Genomic DNA, 14,515 nt, shown 5'->3' on the forward strand with positions numbered 1-14,515 from the left:
GTGAAGGGTCCTCCCCGGACAAGGGAGGGCCGGCCCTTCGCGGTGGATGGGTCACGCCTTGCGGGGACTGAGTGTCCCAAGCGCGGTGCGGCGTCAGCGAAGCTCGAGGCCGCCCCACTCGCCCGGGCGCGCCAGCTCGCCGTAGTGCACGTCGACGTCGTCAGCCGACACCGAGGCCACGCACGCCAGGAGCGACAGGGTCGGATAGCCGAGCGGGCGGTTGTCGCGGATGATGGCGCCGTCGTCTGTGGGGGGGAGCTCGGCCGAGCGCTCGAGCACCTCGATCCACGGCATCCACCATCGCCCGTCGACGGCAGGCTCCGTCGACTGGAATTCGCCCAGCCACCGCACGATGCGCGGCGTGCCGCTGTCGTCGACGTCGTCGTGGGCGACCATGTGCGTCCCGGGCTCGAGCTCCGTTGTGCGCAGGGTGACGCCGTCCCACGTGAGCACGCGGGCGTGGGCTCCTTCGACCTCGACGAGGTTGAAGCCGTGCGTCGCCGGTTCGCCGGCGGGAGAGCGGCCCGCGACCGCGTCGAGCACGATGCCGCCGCGCGACACGAGCTCCGACTCAGGGCGCGTCGACTCGTCGGCACGGTTGAGGAGCACCGCGAGGCGTCCGGCCGTCGGGTCCGCGGCGAGCCAGGCGCCGCCCGCGCGGACGTCGCGCACGCCCACGACGCCGTCGTGCGCCTCGGGCCACCAGCGGCCGAGCGGGTTCCACGGCCGGGCGGGGTCCTCATCGCGGATGGCGAGCACGCGCGTGGGCTCGTCCGCCGATTCGGGGACGCGGATCACGACGGTGCACATGCGGGGCTCCTGTGGTGGTGTCGTCCGGCGGGGCCGGGTGTCGGGCAGTCGTGCCAAGATCGGAGGGTGTTCGTCGTGGTCGGGGTCACCGGTGGCATTGCCGCCTACAAGACGGTTCAGCTCGTGCGCCTGCTGGTCAAAGCGGGTCACGAGGTCCACGTCGTCCCCACGGAGGACGCGCTGCGCTTCGTGGGGATGCCGACTTGGGAGGCGATCAGCCGCCACCCCATGACGACCTCCGTCCACGACGACGTCGCACGCGTGCGTCACGTCGCGCTCGGCCAGGCGGCCGACCTCGTGATCGTGGCGCCCGCGACGGCGAACACCCTGGCGAAGATGACCGCGGGACTCGCGGACGACCTCCTCGGAACGACCCTACTCGCCACCACGGCACCGGTCGTCGTGGCGCCGGCGATGCACACCGAGATGTGGCGGCACCCCTCGACCGTCCACAACATGGCGGTCCTGCGTGAGCGCGGCGTCATCGTGGTCGGCCCCGAGGAGGGGGAGCTGACCGGCGGCGACAGCGGGCCGGGACGGATGACGGAGCCCGAGGCGATCTTCGAGGCCGCACTCGCCGCAGTCGAGGGTGGTGCCGGCGACCTGCGCGGACTGCGCGTCGTCGTGAGCGCCGGCGGCACCCGTGAGCCGATCGATCCCGTCCGCTATATCGGCAACCGCTCGAGCGGTCGGCAGGGCGTCGCGGTCGCGCTTTCGGCCGCGGAGCGCGGAGCCGACGTCGTGCTCGTCGCGGCCCATGTCGACGACGGGGTGCTGGCCGCAGCATCCGCTCGTCCGGGTCTGCGGGTCGTGCGCGCGGGCACCGCGGCAGAGCTCGGCGAGGCCGTCGAGGCTGAGGCCGGAGCAGCCGATGTGGTGGTGATGGCGGCGGCCGTCGCCGATTACCGCGTGGCCGAGGTGTCGCCGCTCAAGCGTGCGAAGGAGTCCGCGCCGGTCGGCGGGATCACCCTCGACCTCATAGAGAACGACGACATCCTCGCGGGGCTGGTCCGGGGTCGGCGCGAGGGGCAGACGATCGTCGGCTTCGCGGCCGAGACCCCCGGCGACGGAGCGACGCTGCTCGACCGCGGGCGCCGCAAGGCGGCGCGGAAGGGTGCGGACCTGCTGGCGGTGAATGAGGTCGGCTGGTCCAAGGGATTCGAGGCCGCCGACAACGCCGTCACGATCATCAGTGCCGACGGCGAGGTCATCGGGGCCCGGCGGGGGGGCAAGGACGACGTGGCGGAAGCCGTCTGGGATGCGGTCCTGATGGTGCGCGAAAGCCAAGCGAAAGCAAAGTAACGAATACGTAACGGCGCATGTAGAGTGGTCCGCACCACGTCGACGAGGACGTGGCAACGACCCCCGGAGGACATGCCCGATGCCCCAGTCCGCGGCATCAGATCGAGCCCGAGACCGGATCCACGCTCTGCCCGTCATGTGCGTCCTCGCGATCGCGAGCCTGGTGGTCGCCTTCCTCGGCGCCACTCCTGCCCGCGTGAGTTCGCGGGAGCTGATGGGGGACGAGCGGACGCCCGGCGAGGCGGCGTTCATCGCCAGTCATCGCGGAGGAGCCGCGACGGCACCGGAGAACACGCTGCCGGCCGTCACCGCGGCTCTCGCCGACGGGTTCGACTACGTCGAGGTCGACGTGGCCCTCACCGCCGATCGTCATCCCGTGCTCATGCACGACAAGACCGTTGACCGCACCACCGACGGCCACGGCCGGCTGGCCTCGCTGACGCTCGCCGAGGTGAGGGCGCTCGATGCCGGCTCCTGGTTCGACCGCACCTATGCCGGCACCCCGGTCCCCACCTTGGTGGAGTTCCTCGATGCCCTCGTCGCGACCGACGGCCGCGCGATCGTGGAGATGAAGGGCGAATGGGATGCCGCGGCCGTCGATGCGGCCGTCGCAGAGGTCGCCGCGCGCGGCCTCGAACGCCGCATCGTCTTCGCGAGCTTCGATGCGCGGACGCTCGCGCTCGCCGCGGCCGGGTCGGATGTGCTGTCGCGGCTGCTCATCCTCAAGCAGCTCCCGTCGGATGTCGTGAGCGCGGTCGCCGAGGCCGGCGCGCGCGGCGTCGTCGTGAACCGCAAGGCCGTGCTCGCTCGCCCGGGCATCGTCGACGAGCTGCACGCGGTAGGTGCCCGCGTCGTCGTCTACACGCTCAACGACGACTCGCAGTGGGATGAGGTGACGGCCCTCGGCGTCGACGGCATCGTCACCGACGACCCGCACACTCTGTCGGAATGGCAGAGCGCGTACGCGGGCCCGTGACAGCTGTGCTCGTGCGCGCGGCGTGGCCCGCAGCATCCGTCCGCCCGCCTCGTTAGGGTCGAAGGCGCGCCGCCCTTCTGCCCGCTGCGGCGCGCGAGAGGTGGCGAGGGAATGGTCGTGCAAAGCCGCTTGACGCGGATCGTGATCGGGTGCGTCGCGCTCACCGCCCTGGCCGCGGTTGTCACGGGGTGCCGTCCGGAATCCGAGGCGACCCCCTCGAGCAGCCCTTCGAGCACGGTGAAGGAACAGACGCCCGACCCGTCCGCGTCGCCGGTCGAGACCGAGACGCCTCAGACGTCGTTCGAGGTTCCGGGGGCGTGCGAGGAGATCTACTCCGCCGCCATGCTCACGCAGCTGCAGTCGGCGAACCCGCCCCTCAACGACCCCGGCGTGACGATGCTGTCGACCGAGAACGCCGACCTGCTCGAGATCATCCACGGTGGAGCGCCGACACTGCGCTGCTCGTGGGGGCAGCCGAGCGAGTACGGGCTCGCGACCAACGTGACCGCGATCGACGCCGGCCAGGAGGAAGCCGCGCTTGCGGCGCTGCCGCAGGCGGGCTTCGGATGCGAGGAACTCGGCGACGGCACCGTGTGCCGCATCGAGCAGAAGGGCATCACGCTCGACGACGAGGAGTACACGCGCGGCGAGACGCACTACATCGGGGGCGGCGGACTCGTGACGACCGCGTGGATCAACTTCGCCCCGGAGGGGTACACCGAAGACATCGTCGCGACCCTGTGGGGCTGAGTCCCGGGTTCTCCCGCGCCGGGTTGCCCCGTTCAGGGGCCGGTTCCCCTAGAATGGTGCACGGGAAACCCGCTGACGATGTCGCAGCTCGCAGAAGCGAGTGCCCGCGACCGTCGGCGGCGAATCCCTGATCCCGCGTTCGCGACGGCGTTCGCGCCGCCCGCGGGAGCACGCAGAACCATCGGTATCACCCGATCCCCGCCGGACTCCCTATCCGGCATTCACGCTCAGGAGGAGCATGCCGACCACGGCACCCACCCAGGCGGCGCAGCGTCGCCGCAAGTCCTCGTCCGCGCGCCGCGACGACGAGGCCCCCATCATCCCGATCCTCGCCCGTAAGGTGCGCGAGGTCGAGGCGAAGGCCCAGCGCGGCAAGCTGGGGCCCACGAACCGCGTCAAGTTCCAGGTCATCGCCTTCCTCGTCCGCGAGGAGCGCGCGCGTGTGAAGAGCGACACGGAGCTGACGGATGCTGCGCGCGCCGAGCTGCTCAAGCGGCTCGACGGCGTGGCCACCATCCTCGCGAAGACTGCGGCGCGCGACACGTCGCTCATCCAGCTGCTCGAGGTCGACCAGGCCACCTCTCCCGTCGCGCGCCGCATGCGGCGCGACTGGCTGCTCGAGTCGGGTGCCGAGCTGGCGCCGGACGAGCTCATCATCACCGACGTCGCCCCCGTCGTCGCGACCGTCGTGCCCGCAGCGCTCGCCGAGCGCCAGGTGGTGCCGCCGCAGGTCGAGGCACGTCGCGATTCCAATCCCTTCCTCGCGCCGGACCTCACGGTCCGCGCCCCGAAGCAGACGCCGCGCCGCCGCCTCGACAGCTGGGAGCTCATGGGCCCGCTGTACAAGGCGTTCGAGACCGGCGCCGGCGGTGCGACCGCCTCGATGGAGCTCCCGCCCGTGCCGGAGTTCGATCGCCTGTCGCCCAAGGGCCTCGAGGTCATGCCGCACCAGTCGCGGTTCCTCGAGTCCGTTCGCGCCGGTCACCGCACGTTCCTCCTCGCCGACGAGCCGGGCCTGGGCAAGACGGCGGAGTCGGTGCTCGCAGCATCCGTCGCGAACGCGTACCCGCTCCTGGCGGTCGTGCCCAACGTCGTCAAGATGAACTGGGCGCGCGAGGTCGAGCGCTGGACGCCGCAGCGGCGTGCGACGGTGATCCACGGTGACGGCGAAGGCATCGACGCGTTCGCCGACGTGTTCATCGTCAACTACGAGATCCTCGACCGTCACCTCTCGTGGCTCGGCTCGATCGGCCTGAAGGGCATGGTCGTCGACGAGGCGCACTTCATCAAGAACCTCACGTCGCAGCGCTCGCAGAACGTGCTGGCGCTCGCGACGCGCATCCGAGAGCAGGTGCCCGACCCGCTGCTGCTCGCCCTCACCGGCACGCCCCTGATCAACGACGTCGAGGATTTCGATGCGATCTGGCGATTCCTCGGCTGGACCACCGGTGAGAAGCCCGGTCCGGTGCTCATGGAGAAGCTCGACGAGACGGGGCTGACCCCCGCCGACAAGTCGTTCTATCCCGAAGCGCGCGACGCGGTGATCTCGATGGGCATCGTGCGGCGCAAGAAGAAGGATGTCGCCGCCGACCTGCCCGACAAGCTCATCGCCGACCTCCCCGTGGAGCTCGACGACGAGTTCGGCCGGTCGATCCGTCAGGCCGAGCGCGAGCTCGGCGAGCGGCTCGCCGCGAAGTACCGCCGCATCATCGAGGCGCGCGGCGAGCGCGGCCACGGCCCGGGCCACATCGACGAGGACATCGTCCGTCTGGTGGCGCACAACGAGCTCGAGGAGTCGAAGGCCGCCGGCACCGGGTCTGAGAACGTCTTCACGATGGTGCGCAAGATCGGCCAGGCCAAGGCCGTGCTCGCCGCCGACTATGCCGTGCAGCTGCAGCGCTCGGTCGGCAAGGTCGTGTTCTTCGCCAAGCACATCGACGTCATGGACACCGCCGAGGCGCACTTCGCCGCCGCGGGACTCAAGACGGTGTCGCTGCGAGGCGATCAGGCCACCACGGCGCGCCAGCAGGCGATCGACGCGTTCAACAACGACCCCGACGTCGGCATCGCAGTCTGCTCGCTCACCGCAGCGGGTGTCGGCGTGAACATGCAGGCCTCGTCGAACGTCGTGCTCGCTGAGCTGTCGTGGACGGCCGCCGAGCAGACGCAGGCGATCGACCGCGTCCACCGTATCGGCCAGGACGAGCCCGTGACCGCGTGGCGCATCATCGCCGCGCACACGATCGACACGAAGATCGCCGAGCTCATCGACTCCAAGCAGGGCCTCGCCGCCCGTGCGCTCGACGGCGAGGCCGTCGACCCGCAGTCGAGCGACTCGGTGCAGCTGTCTGCGCTCATGCACGTGCTGCGTCAGGCGCTCGGCGCCGCATAACGATCGGCTCCGACGAGGGCGGTGCGGGTCGCCGGGTGGAACCCGGATGAGACGTTCTGGTTCCGGGCGACGTCGGCACGCCCCGCCGGTGCGCAGCGGTGGCGGCGCGAGAGGCGAGGTCTGGGAGCGCCTCCCGGACTGACCCTGGCCCAGCGAGGCGGCCGCGTGTGGCAGGGCGCGGCTTCCGGCACTAGTGTCGGGGGAGGCAGCGACGCCGACCCTCTTCACCGACCCGACAGCGAGGAACACAGCAATGAAGATCGGCATCCTGACGAGCGGCGGCGACTGCCCCGGGCTCAACGCGGTCATCCGCGGTGTGGTGCTCAAGGGCACGACCACCTACGACCTCGAGTTCGTCGGCGTCCGCGACGGCTGGCGCGGCGTGGTGGACGGCGATTTCTTCCCGCTCACGCGCCACGAGGTCAAGGGTCTGTCCAAGGTCGGCGGCACGATCCTCGGCACTTCCCGCACGAACCCTTACGAGGGCCCGCGCGGCGGCGCGGAGAACATCGCCAAGACGATGTACGGGCACCGCCTCGACGGCATCATCGCGATCGGCGGCGAGGGCACCCTGGCGGCGGCGAACCGCCTCTCGAACGACGGCATCAACGTGCTCGGCGTCCCGAAGACGATCGACAACGACCTCCGCGCCACCGACTACTCCTTCGGCTTCGACACCGCCGTCAACATCGCCACCGACGCGATGGACCGCCTGCGCACCACCGGCGACTCGCACCAGCGGTGCATGGTGGCCGAAGTGATGGGCCGCCACGTCGGCTGGATCGCGCTGCACGCCGGCATGGCCGCGGGGGCGCACGCGATCTGCATCCCCGAGGTGCCGATGTCCATAGACGAGATCGCCGCGCTCGTCTCCCGTGCCCACGACCGCGGTCGTGCCCCGCTCATCGTCGTCTCCGAGGGTTTCACCCTCGAGGGCATGGACGAGGCCTACAGCGATAAGGGCCTCGACGCCTTCAACCGCCCGCGCTTGGGCGGCATCAGCGAGATCCTCGCGCCCGAGATCGAACGCATCACCGGCATCGAGACCCGTTCCACGGTCCTGGGCCACATCCAGCGCGGCGGCTCTCCCTCGGGCTTCGACCGCGTCCTCGCGACGCGCCTCGGACTGCACGCCGCCGACGCGGTCGTCGACGGCGCGTGGGGTCAGATGGTCGCGATGCGCGGCACCGACATCGTCCGCGTCCCCTTCGCCGACGCCCTCGGCGAACTCAACACCGTTCCGCTGTACCGCTACGAAGAGGCCGCCGCGCTGTTCGGGTGATCGGACGCCCGTCGCCCGCTGCGCCCGTCCCTGACGTCATCGGGCCCGCCGATCGCGTCGAACCCGAGCGGTCCGGCTGAGACCGGGGGCGTGGTCCCCGGTCTCAGTCGACATCCTCTGCTTCGACGCCCCGCCCGCTCAGGCGTCGGCGACGCCGAGCACGTCCAGGAGCCACGCCAGCTCGAACGCGCGCTCGCGCCAGGCGTTGTAGCGGCCGGAGACGCCGCCGTGACCGGCGACCATCTCGCACTTGAGGAGGGCGTCGGCGCCGACTTCGCGCAGGCGCGCGACCCACTTCGCCGGCTCGACGTACAGCACGCGGGTGTCGTTGAGCGAGGTGACCGCGAGGATCCTCGGGTACGCGGCATCGGTCCGCACGTTCTCGTAGGGCGAGTACGACTTCATGTAGGCGTAGACGTCGGCGTTGTGGAGCGGGTCGCCCCACTCGTCCCACTCGATCACGGTGAGCGGCAGCGACGGGTCGAGGATCGTGGTCAGCGCGTCGACGAACGGGACGTCCGCGAGCACGCCGGCGAACAGTTCGGGCGCGATGTTGGCGACCGCGCCCATCAGCAGGCCGCCGGCAGAACCCCCCTCGGCGACGAGCTGGGAGGGCGTCGTGTAGCCGTGGTCGATCAGATGAAGCGCGCTGTCGACGAAGTCGGTGAAGGTGTTGCGCTTGTTGAGGAGCTTTCCGTCCTCGTACCACTGGCGGCCCATCTCGCCGCCGCCGCGCACGTGCGCGACGGCGAAGACGACGCCGCGTTCGAGCTCCGACAGCCGCGGCACCGAGAAACCGGGCTCGATCGAGTGCTCGTACGAGCCGTACCCGTACAGGTGCACGGGGCGGGGTGCGACGCCCGCGTCGCCGAACGACCTCTTGTAGACGAGCGAGATGGGGATCTGCGTGCCGTCCTGCGCCGTGGCCCACACCCGCTCCTGCGCGTACTCGGAAGGCTCGTAGCCGCCGAGCACCGGCTGACGCTTGCGCAGGTGCAGTTCGCGTGTGGCGACGTCGAGGTCGTAGACCGTACCGGGCGTGACGAATGAGCCGTACCCGAGCCGCAGCAGGGGAGGAGCCCACTCCGGGTTGCCGCCGGTGCCCACCGAGTAGAGCGGTTCGTCGAACGTGATCTCGTCGACGCCGCCCGTCGCGTAGTCGAGCATGCCGAGGCGCGCGAGGCCGCCGCGGCGGTAGCCTACGACGCCCCAGTCGCGGAACGTCGAGACGCCCAGCAGGCGCTCGCCGGGACGGTGCGGGATCACGACGGAACGGTCGCCGGAGGGATCGGATGCTGCCACCCGCACCAGCTCGAAGTCCAGGGCTCCGTCGTTATGGAGGATGAAGAGGACGTCCTCACCGTCGACGACGGCGTGCTCGGAGTCGTACTCGACGCCCTCGGTGCGCGGCCACACCACGCGCGGTTCGCCACGGAGATCGTCAGCATCCAGGAGCCATTCCTCCGACGTGATGGACGAACCCAGACCGATGACGAGGAAGCGGTCGCTGCGGGTGAACCCGGCGCCGACCCAGTACTTCTCGTCGGGCTCATGGAAGAGCTTCGCGTCGTCGGCGACGGGTGTGCCGAGCTCATGCAGCCAGACGGTGTCGGGCCGCCACGCGTCGTCGACGGTGGTGTAGACGATGAAGCGGCCATCGGGGGAGAAGGTCGCGCCGGCGAACGTGTCGGGGATCTCGTCGGGGAGCTGCTCACCGGTCACGAGGTTGCGCACGCGCACGGTGTAGCGCTCGTCGCCCGCGACGTCGACGCCGTAGAGCATGAGCGTGCCGTCGTTGGACACTTCGAAGCTGCCGAGCGAGAAGAACTCGTGACCCTCCGCCTCGACGTTGCCGTCGAGGAGGATCTGCTCGCCCGCCACCTCGACGTCGGGGGAGAGCTCCGGCGGCGTCCAGTCCTCGGCGGACGCGAGCGGGGCGCGGCACTGGATGCCGTACTGCTTGCCCTCGAGGGTGCGACCGTAGTACCACCAGGCGCCGCGGCGAGTGGGCACCGAGAGGTCGGTCTCGAGCGTGCGGCCCTTGATCTCGCCGAAGATGCGATCGCGCAGACCCTCGAGGTGGGCGGTGCGCTGCTGCGTGTACGCGTTCTCTGCTTCGAGGTGCGCGAGGACGGCGGCGTCCTCCTTCTCGCGGAACCACTCGTAGCGGTCTTCGACGTCGTCGCCGTGGTGCGACCGGACGGTGATCTTGCTGTCGGCGACGGGCGGACGGATGCCGGAGACAGGGGTGGACGAAGAGGGTGCGGAGTCGCTGAGAGTCACCGTTCCACGCTAGTCGCCTCCGAGTTGACCGTCAGGGTCGCCGATGTAGGATTCTTCCTGGCCGGTTGCCGGTTCCTGAACTCTTGGTGAACTGTTCGTTCGTCGCGCCGATCTCGTCGGCACACCCCTCTCCACTCCTCCTCCCCGAAAGCGAACGGTGGAAACCGCAACCCTCATCATCGTTCTGGTGATCGCGCTGGCGCTGTTCTTCGATTTCACGAACGGCTTCCACGACACCGCGAACGCGATGGCGACCCCCATCGCCACCGGCGCGCTCAAGCCCAAGACCGCCGTGCTCCTCGCCGCCGTCCTCAACCTGGTCGGCGCCTTCCTGTCGACGGAGGTCGCCCAGACGATCTCGGGCGGCATCATCAATGAGGATCAGATCTCTCACGACATCTTCCCGGAGATCATCCTCGCCGGCCTCATCGGCGCCATCACGTGGAACATGCTCACGTGGCTTCTGGGTCTTCCCTCTTCATCATCCCACGCACTGTTCGGCGGGCTCATCGGCGCGACCATCGTCGGCGTCGGCGTGACCGCGGTGAACTTCGGCGTGGTGATGTCGAAGGTGATCCTGCCGGCGTTCATCGCGCCGGTCACGGCAGGCGTCATCGCGTTCACCGCCACGAAACTCGCCTACGTGCTCACACGGCGCTACGACAGCAAGCCCGACGGACGCGACGGGTTCCGGTTCGGTCAGATCTTCACGTCGTCGCTGGTGGCGCTCGCCCACGGCACGAACGACGCGCAGAAGACGATGGGCATCATCACGCTCCTCCTCATCACCGCGGGCCTGCAGTCGACCTCGAACCCCGAGCCGCAGACCTGGGTGGTGTTCGCGTGTGCGATCACGATCGCGCTCGGCACCTACATGGGCGGTTGGCGCATCATCCGCACCCTGGGCAAGGGCCTCACCGAGGTCAAGCCGGCGCAGGGCTTCTCGGCCGAGGCATCGACGGCATCGACGATCCTCGCCTCCAGCGCACTCGGCTTCGCGCTGTCGACGACGCAGGTCGCATCGGGTTCGGTCATCGGATCAGGCCTCGGACGCCGCGGCTCGCAGGTGCGGTGGCGCACTGCGGGCCGGATCATGGTGGGCTGGATCCTCACGCTGCCGGCGGCCGGTGCGGTCGGCGCCGTCGCGGCCCTCATCGTCGTGTGGCTGCCCGTGTGGGGCGTCATCATCGACGCTGTCCTCGCCGTCGTCATCATCCTCTTCCTGTTCATGCGCTCGCGTCGCGACGAGGTCACCGCATCGAACGCGATGAGCGAAGTCGCCGACTCCGGCCGCGCCGTCAAGGTCAAGCGCAACCCGCCGCCCACGCGTCGCCAGCGCGCCATCGCGCGCGAAGAGGCGCGTCGCGTGTCCGCGGCGCAGGCGGCGGCGAAGAAGGCCGCCAAAGCAGCGAAGGCCCCCCATCGATCCGAGAGCGGACCGAAGGACGGTGGCGCGCGATGACCATCAACTGGCTCGCATTCGTCCAGGTGTTCGTCGCGGCATTCCTCTCGGCGGTCGTGGTCGTCTCGTTCTACGCGATGGGTCTCCGGCTGCTGGTGCGTGCCGGCCGTGCGCCGGTGGTCGCTCCGGCGGAGTTCACCGACGCCATCACGGTCATCTCCGAGAAGGAGGCTCGGCGGGCCGAGAAGGCCGCCGCGAAGGCCGCCAAGCGCAGTCCGCTCACCGACAGCCAGAAGCGATTCGCCCTCATCGGCGCCTACGCGTGCTTCGCGGTCTGTGCCGGGGCGGTGCTCGGCGGACTGCTGCTCATCCTCTTCAACCACTGAGCGACCGATGCCGGTGGCGGTCCCCGCATCCTCATCACGCGCGCAGTATCCGAAGCCTGATATCGGCAGGACCGGCGCGGGTGTCAGACCCCTGCATCGAGCTCGCCACACTCGAGCAGGCGATCCTCCGGCAGGATCCCGCACTGCAGTCGGCGGCGGCGTTCCGCGCAGGAAGCGCCGAGTGCCCGTACTTCGGCCTTCCGCCCGCGGGGGTGGATGACGCGGAACGGTATTTCGGTCGCGAGCAGGAGCTCGACCGTGCATTCGAGGATCTGCAGCGGCACGCCGTGCGGGCGGTCCCGGGACGGATGCCGGTGCCTCGCCTGCGCGAAGGACGCTTCGTCCGCATTGCCCGAATAGACTCGGCCGCATGGCCACCGCCGCATCCGTCCAGTTCGGTCAGTATCCGCCGGCGCGGCGCACCCTGCTGCACGTGAGCGATACGCATCTCCTGGCGGGCAACGTGCCGCTCGGCGGCCGTTTCGACACCGCGGCCAACCTTGCCGGTGCTCTCGAGGCAGCCGAGGCCACCGGCATCCGTCCCGACGCCATCGTGTTCACCGGCGACCTGACGGATCTGGGTGAGCCGGAGGCGTACTCGGCGTTGCGCGCTGCAGTGGAGCCGGTCGCGGAGCGACTCGGCGCCCCGGTGGTGTGGCTCGCCGGCAACCACGACGAGCGGCCCGCCCTGCGCCGGGACCTCCTCGGGCTGGAACCGACCGAGGAACCCGTCACCGGCGTCTGGGACCTCGACGGACTCCGGCTCATCGGCCTGGATTCGACCGTCCCCGGCTGGCACCACGGCGATCTCGATCACGGGCAGCTCGAGTGGCTGCGCCACGAGCTGGCGACGCCGGCGCCGTTGGGCACGATCCTCGCGCTGCATCATCCGCCGCTGCCGTCGCATGTGCCGCTGTTCGACATCCTGGAGCTCCGGGACCAGGGGAGACTCGCCGACGTGATCGCCGGCACCGACGTCCGCGCGATCCTCGCGGGGCATCTGCACTACTCGACGAGCGGCACCTTCGCGGGCGTCCCGGTGAGCGTTGCCGCGGCCACCTGCTACACGATGAACCTCGCGCGCCCCGCGGTGGACGTCAACGGCATGGATGCCGGCCAGTCGTTCCACCTCGTGCACGTGTACGACGACACCATCACCCATGCCGTCGTACCCGTCGCGGCGGCGCCGACCGGCGACGTGTTCTCCGCGGAATGGGTCGAGCGGATGTCGCGGCTCACGCCCGAGGAGCGGCTCGAGGCGTTCTCGCGCAAACGGCGCTGACGGTGTTCTCATCGCCGCCGCGACCGCCGCGGTGTACGGAAAGGCCCGGCGTGGTGTACGCGGTGTACACCCCGGCCGGCGGGCGCCGCGGGTAGGCTCGAAGCACCCCGCACACCGCTGTGAACGACCCACGAGGACTTCAACACATGGCTCTGGACGCAATGACGCGAACCCGCATCGAGACCGACTCCCTGGGATCCCTGGAGATCCCCGCCGACGCGTATTGGGGCATCCACACCGCCCGCGCGCTCGAGAACTTCCCGATCTCGAAGAGGCCGATCTCGGTCTACCCCGATCTGGTGCGGGGCCTCGCGATGGTCAAGCAGGCTTCGGCCCGCGCGAACCGTGAGATCGGCGTGCTCGACCCCGCCAAGGCCGACCTCATCGACCGTGCCGCGCAGCTCGTCATCGACGGCGACTTCCACGACCAGTTCGTCGTCGGCGTCATCCAGGGCGGCGCCGGCACGTCGACCAACATGAACGCGAACGAGGTCATCACCAACATCGCGCTCGAGCTGGCGGGTCGGCCCAAGGGCGACTACGCCTTCCTGTCGCCGATCGACGACACCAATCGCAGCCAGTCGACGAACGACGTGTACCCGACCGCCATCAAGGTCGGCCTCGGTCTCGACCTGAAGACCCTGCTCGAGGAGCTCGATCTGCTCCGCCGCGCGTTCCTCGCGAAGGCCGTCGAGTTCCACGACGTGCTCAAGGTCGGGCGCACGCAGCTGCAGGATGCCGTGCCGATGACGCTCGGCCAGGAGTTCCACGGGTTCGCGACGACCCTCGGCTACGACCACCAGCGCCTCACCGAGAACGCCTACCTCCTGTACGAGGTCAACATGGGCGCGACGGCGATCGGCACCGGAATCACGACTCACTCGTCGTACGCGTCCGCCGTGCTTCGCCACCTGCGCGAGATCTCGGGACTCGACCTCGCCACCGCGACCGACCTGGTCGAGTCGACCAGCGACACCGGCTCCTTCATGTCCTTCTCGGCGTCGCTGAAGCGCAACGCGATCAAGCTGTCGAAGATCTGCAACGATCTGCGCCTGCTCTCGTCGGGTCCGCAGGCAGGGTTCGGCGAGATCAACCTGCCCGCGCGGCAGGCGGGCTCCAGCATCATGCCCGGCAAGGTGAATCCCGTCATCCCGGAGGTCGTCAACCAGGTGGCGTTCTCCGTCGCCGGCGCCGACCTCACCGTGACGATGGCGGTCGAAGGCGGCCAGCTGCAGCTCAACGCGTTCGAGCCGGTCATCGCGCACTCGATCTTCCAGTCCATCACCTGGCTGCGCCAGGCGATGTACACGCTTCGCGTCAACTGCGTCGACGGCATCACCGCGAACCGCGAGCGGCTCGGCGCCATGGTCGGCTCGTCGGTCGGCGTGATCACCGCCCTCACTCCGTTCATCGGCTATGCGGCTGCCGCGGCGCTCGCGAAGACCGCTCTGCTCACCGGCCGCGGCGTCGCCGATCTCGTCGTCGAGGCGGGGCTCATGTCGCGCGACGAGGTCACCAAGCAGCTCTCGCCCGCCCGCCTGTCGGGGCTCGAGACGATCACCGCCGCCATCCCGGTCGTGGCGGCGCCCGAGGAGATCATCGAGGAGGCTCCGGCGGACACGCGCTGAGGCGGTTGCCGCGCGCGGCTCC

The 14,515-nt window shown here is 70.0% G+C and carries 12 protein-coding genes; 10 read left to right on the forward strand and 2 right to left on the reverse strand.

Annotated elements, in window-relative coordinates; translation table 11 throughout:
• Window positions 1–93: 93 nt before the first annotated feature.
• The gene (locus MRBLWH3_RS09895) at window positions 94–810 is read right to left on the reverse strand and encodes an NRDE family protein (protein ID WP_363431174.1); all 717 of its coding nucleotides are present in this window, start codon (window positions 808–810) and stop codon (window positions 94–96) included.
• A 66-nt stretch (window positions 811–876) separates the two neighbouring features.
• On the opposite strand from MRBLWH3_RS09895, the gene coaBC reads away from it, so the two are divergent.
• The 5 genes from coaBC (at window position 877) to MRBLWH3_RS09920 (ending at window position 7,512) form a co-directional block, all read left to right on the forward strand.
• Window positions 877–2,112, forward strand: a complete 1,236-nt coding sequence (gene coaBC, locus MRBLWH3_RS09900) for a bifunctional phosphopantothenoylcysteine decarboxylase/phosphopantothenate--cysteine ligase CoaBC (RefSeq protein ID WP_363431177.1) — start codon at window positions 877–879, stop codon at window positions 2,110–2,112.
• A gap of 136 nt (window positions 2,113–2,248) precedes the next feature.
• On the forward strand, window positions 2,249–3,088 hold the full coding sequence (locus MRBLWH3_RS09905; RefSeq protein WP_363431179.1) for a glycerophosphodiester phosphodiesterase: 840 nt from the start codon (window positions 2,249–2,251) through the stop codon (window positions 3,086–3,088).
• Window positions 3,089–3,199: 111 nt separating this feature from the next.
• A complete protein-coding gene (locus MRBLWH3_RS09910) occupies window positions 3,200–3,838 on the forward strand; it encodes a hypothetical protein (protein WP_363431182.1) in 639 nt (212 codons plus the stop codon).
• A 238-nt stretch (window positions 3,839–4,076) separates the two neighbouring features.
• Complete coding sequence (locus tag MRBLWH3_RS09915; protein ID WP_363431184.1) at window positions 4,077–6,230, forward strand: DEAD/DEAH box helicase; 2,154 nt, start codon at window positions 4,077–4,079, stop codon at window positions 6,228–6,230.
• A 253-nt stretch (window positions 6,231–6,483) separates the two neighbouring features.
• Window positions 6,484–7,512 (forward strand): ATP-dependent 6-phosphofructokinase, encoded by a 1,029-nt coding sequence (locus MRBLWH3_RS09920; RefSeq protein WP_363431187.1) that lies wholly within the window; start codon window positions 6,484–6,486, stop codon window positions 7,510–7,512.
• Window positions 7,513–7,650: 138 nt separating this feature from the next.
• Here the strand turns inward: MRBLWH3_RS09920 and MRBLWH3_RS09925 are convergent, their stop codons facing one another.
• Window positions 7,651–9,795, reverse strand: a complete 2,145-nt coding sequence (locus MRBLWH3_RS09925; protein ID WP_363431190.1) for a S9 family peptidase — start codon at window positions 9,793–9,795, stop codon at window positions 7,651–7,653.
• Window positions 9,796–9,952: 157 nt separating this feature from the next.
• Here MRBLWH3_RS09925 and MRBLWH3_RS09930 point away from each other — a divergent pair, with 157 nt between their 5' ends.
• From MRBLWH3_RS09930 to MRBLWH3_RS09950, 5 genes are all read left to right on the forward strand, one after another.
• Entirely contained in the window at window positions 9,953–11,257 is a 1,305-nt protein-coding gene (locus MRBLWH3_RS09930) for an inorganic phosphate transporter (RefSeq protein WP_363431193.1), read from the forward strand.
• A complete protein-coding gene (locus tag MRBLWH3_RS09935; protein ID WP_363431195.1) occupies window positions 11,254–11,583 on the forward strand; it encodes a peptidase in 330 nt (109 codons plus the stop codon). Before MRBLWH3_RS09930 ends, MRBLWH3_RS09935 begins: the two co-directional genes overlap by 4 nt.
• Before the next feature lie 80 nt (window positions 11,584–11,663).
• Window positions 11,664–12,020 carry a hypothetical protein gene (locus MRBLWH3_RS09940; protein WP_363431198.1) on the forward strand — a complete coding sequence of 119 codons (357 nt, stop codon included), beginning with the start codon at window positions 11,664–11,666 and terminating at the stop codon, window positions 12,018–12,020.
• Window positions 11,954–12,865 carry a metallophosphoesterase gene (locus MRBLWH3_RS09945; RefSeq protein WP_363431201.1) on the forward strand — a complete coding sequence of 304 codons (912 nt, stop codon included), beginning with the start codon at window positions 11,954–11,956 and terminating at the stop codon, window positions 12,863–12,865. The genes MRBLWH3_RS09940 and MRBLWH3_RS09945 overlap by 67 nt, the downstream gene beginning before the upstream one ends.
• A gap of 146 nt (window positions 12,866–13,011) precedes the next feature.
• Window positions 13,012–14,493 carry an aspartate ammonia-lyase gene (locus MRBLWH3_RS09950; protein WP_363431204.1) on the forward strand — a complete coding sequence of 494 codons (1,482 nt, stop codon included), beginning with the start codon at window positions 13,012–13,014 and terminating at the stop codon, window positions 14,491–14,493.
• Window positions 14,494–14,515: the final 22 nt, after the last annotated feature.

The organism is Microbacterium sp. LWH3-1.2 (assembly GCF_040675855.1).
In the GTDB taxonomy this organism is placed as follows: domain Bacteria; phylum Actinomycetota; class Actinomycetes; order Actinomycetales; family Microbacteriaceae; genus Microbacterium.

Excerpts from the sequence above, each read along its gene's own strand:
- MRBLWH3_RS09905 (WP_363431179.1), top strand. The coding sequence starts at position 2,249 with ATGTGCGTCCTCGCGATCGCGAGCCTGGTGGTCGCCTTCCTCGGCGCC.
- MRBLWH3_RS09950 (WP_363431204.1), top strand. The coding sequence starts at position 13,012 with ATGGCTCTGGACGCAATGACGCGAACCCGCATCGAGACCGACTCCCTG.
- MRBLWH3_RS09945 (WP_363431201.1), top strand. The coding sequence starts at position 11,954 with ATGGCCACCGCCGCATCCGTCCAGTTCGGTCAGTATCCGCCGGCGCGG.
- MRBLWH3_RS09935 (WP_363431195.1), top strand. The coding sequence starts at position 11,254 with ATGACCATCAACTGGCTCGCATTCGTCCAGGTGTTCGTCGCGGCATTC.
- MRBLWH3_RS09910 (WP_363431182.1), top strand. The coding sequence starts at position 3,200 with ATGGTCGTGCAAAGCCGCTTGACGCGGATCGTGATCGGGTGCGTCGCG.
- MRBLWH3_RS09915 (WP_363431184.1), top strand. The coding sequence starts at position 4,077 with ATGCCGACCACGGCACCCACCCAGGCGGCGCAGCGTCGCCGCAAGTCC.
- MRBLWH3_RS09920 (WP_363431187.1), top strand. The coding sequence starts at position 6,484 with ATGAAGATCGGCATCCTGACGAGCGGCGGCGACTGCCCCGGGCTCAAC.
- MRBLWH3_RS09895 (WP_363431174.1), bottom strand. The coding sequence starts at position 810 with ATGTGCACCGTCGTGATCCGCGTCCCCGAATCGGCGGACGAGCCCACG.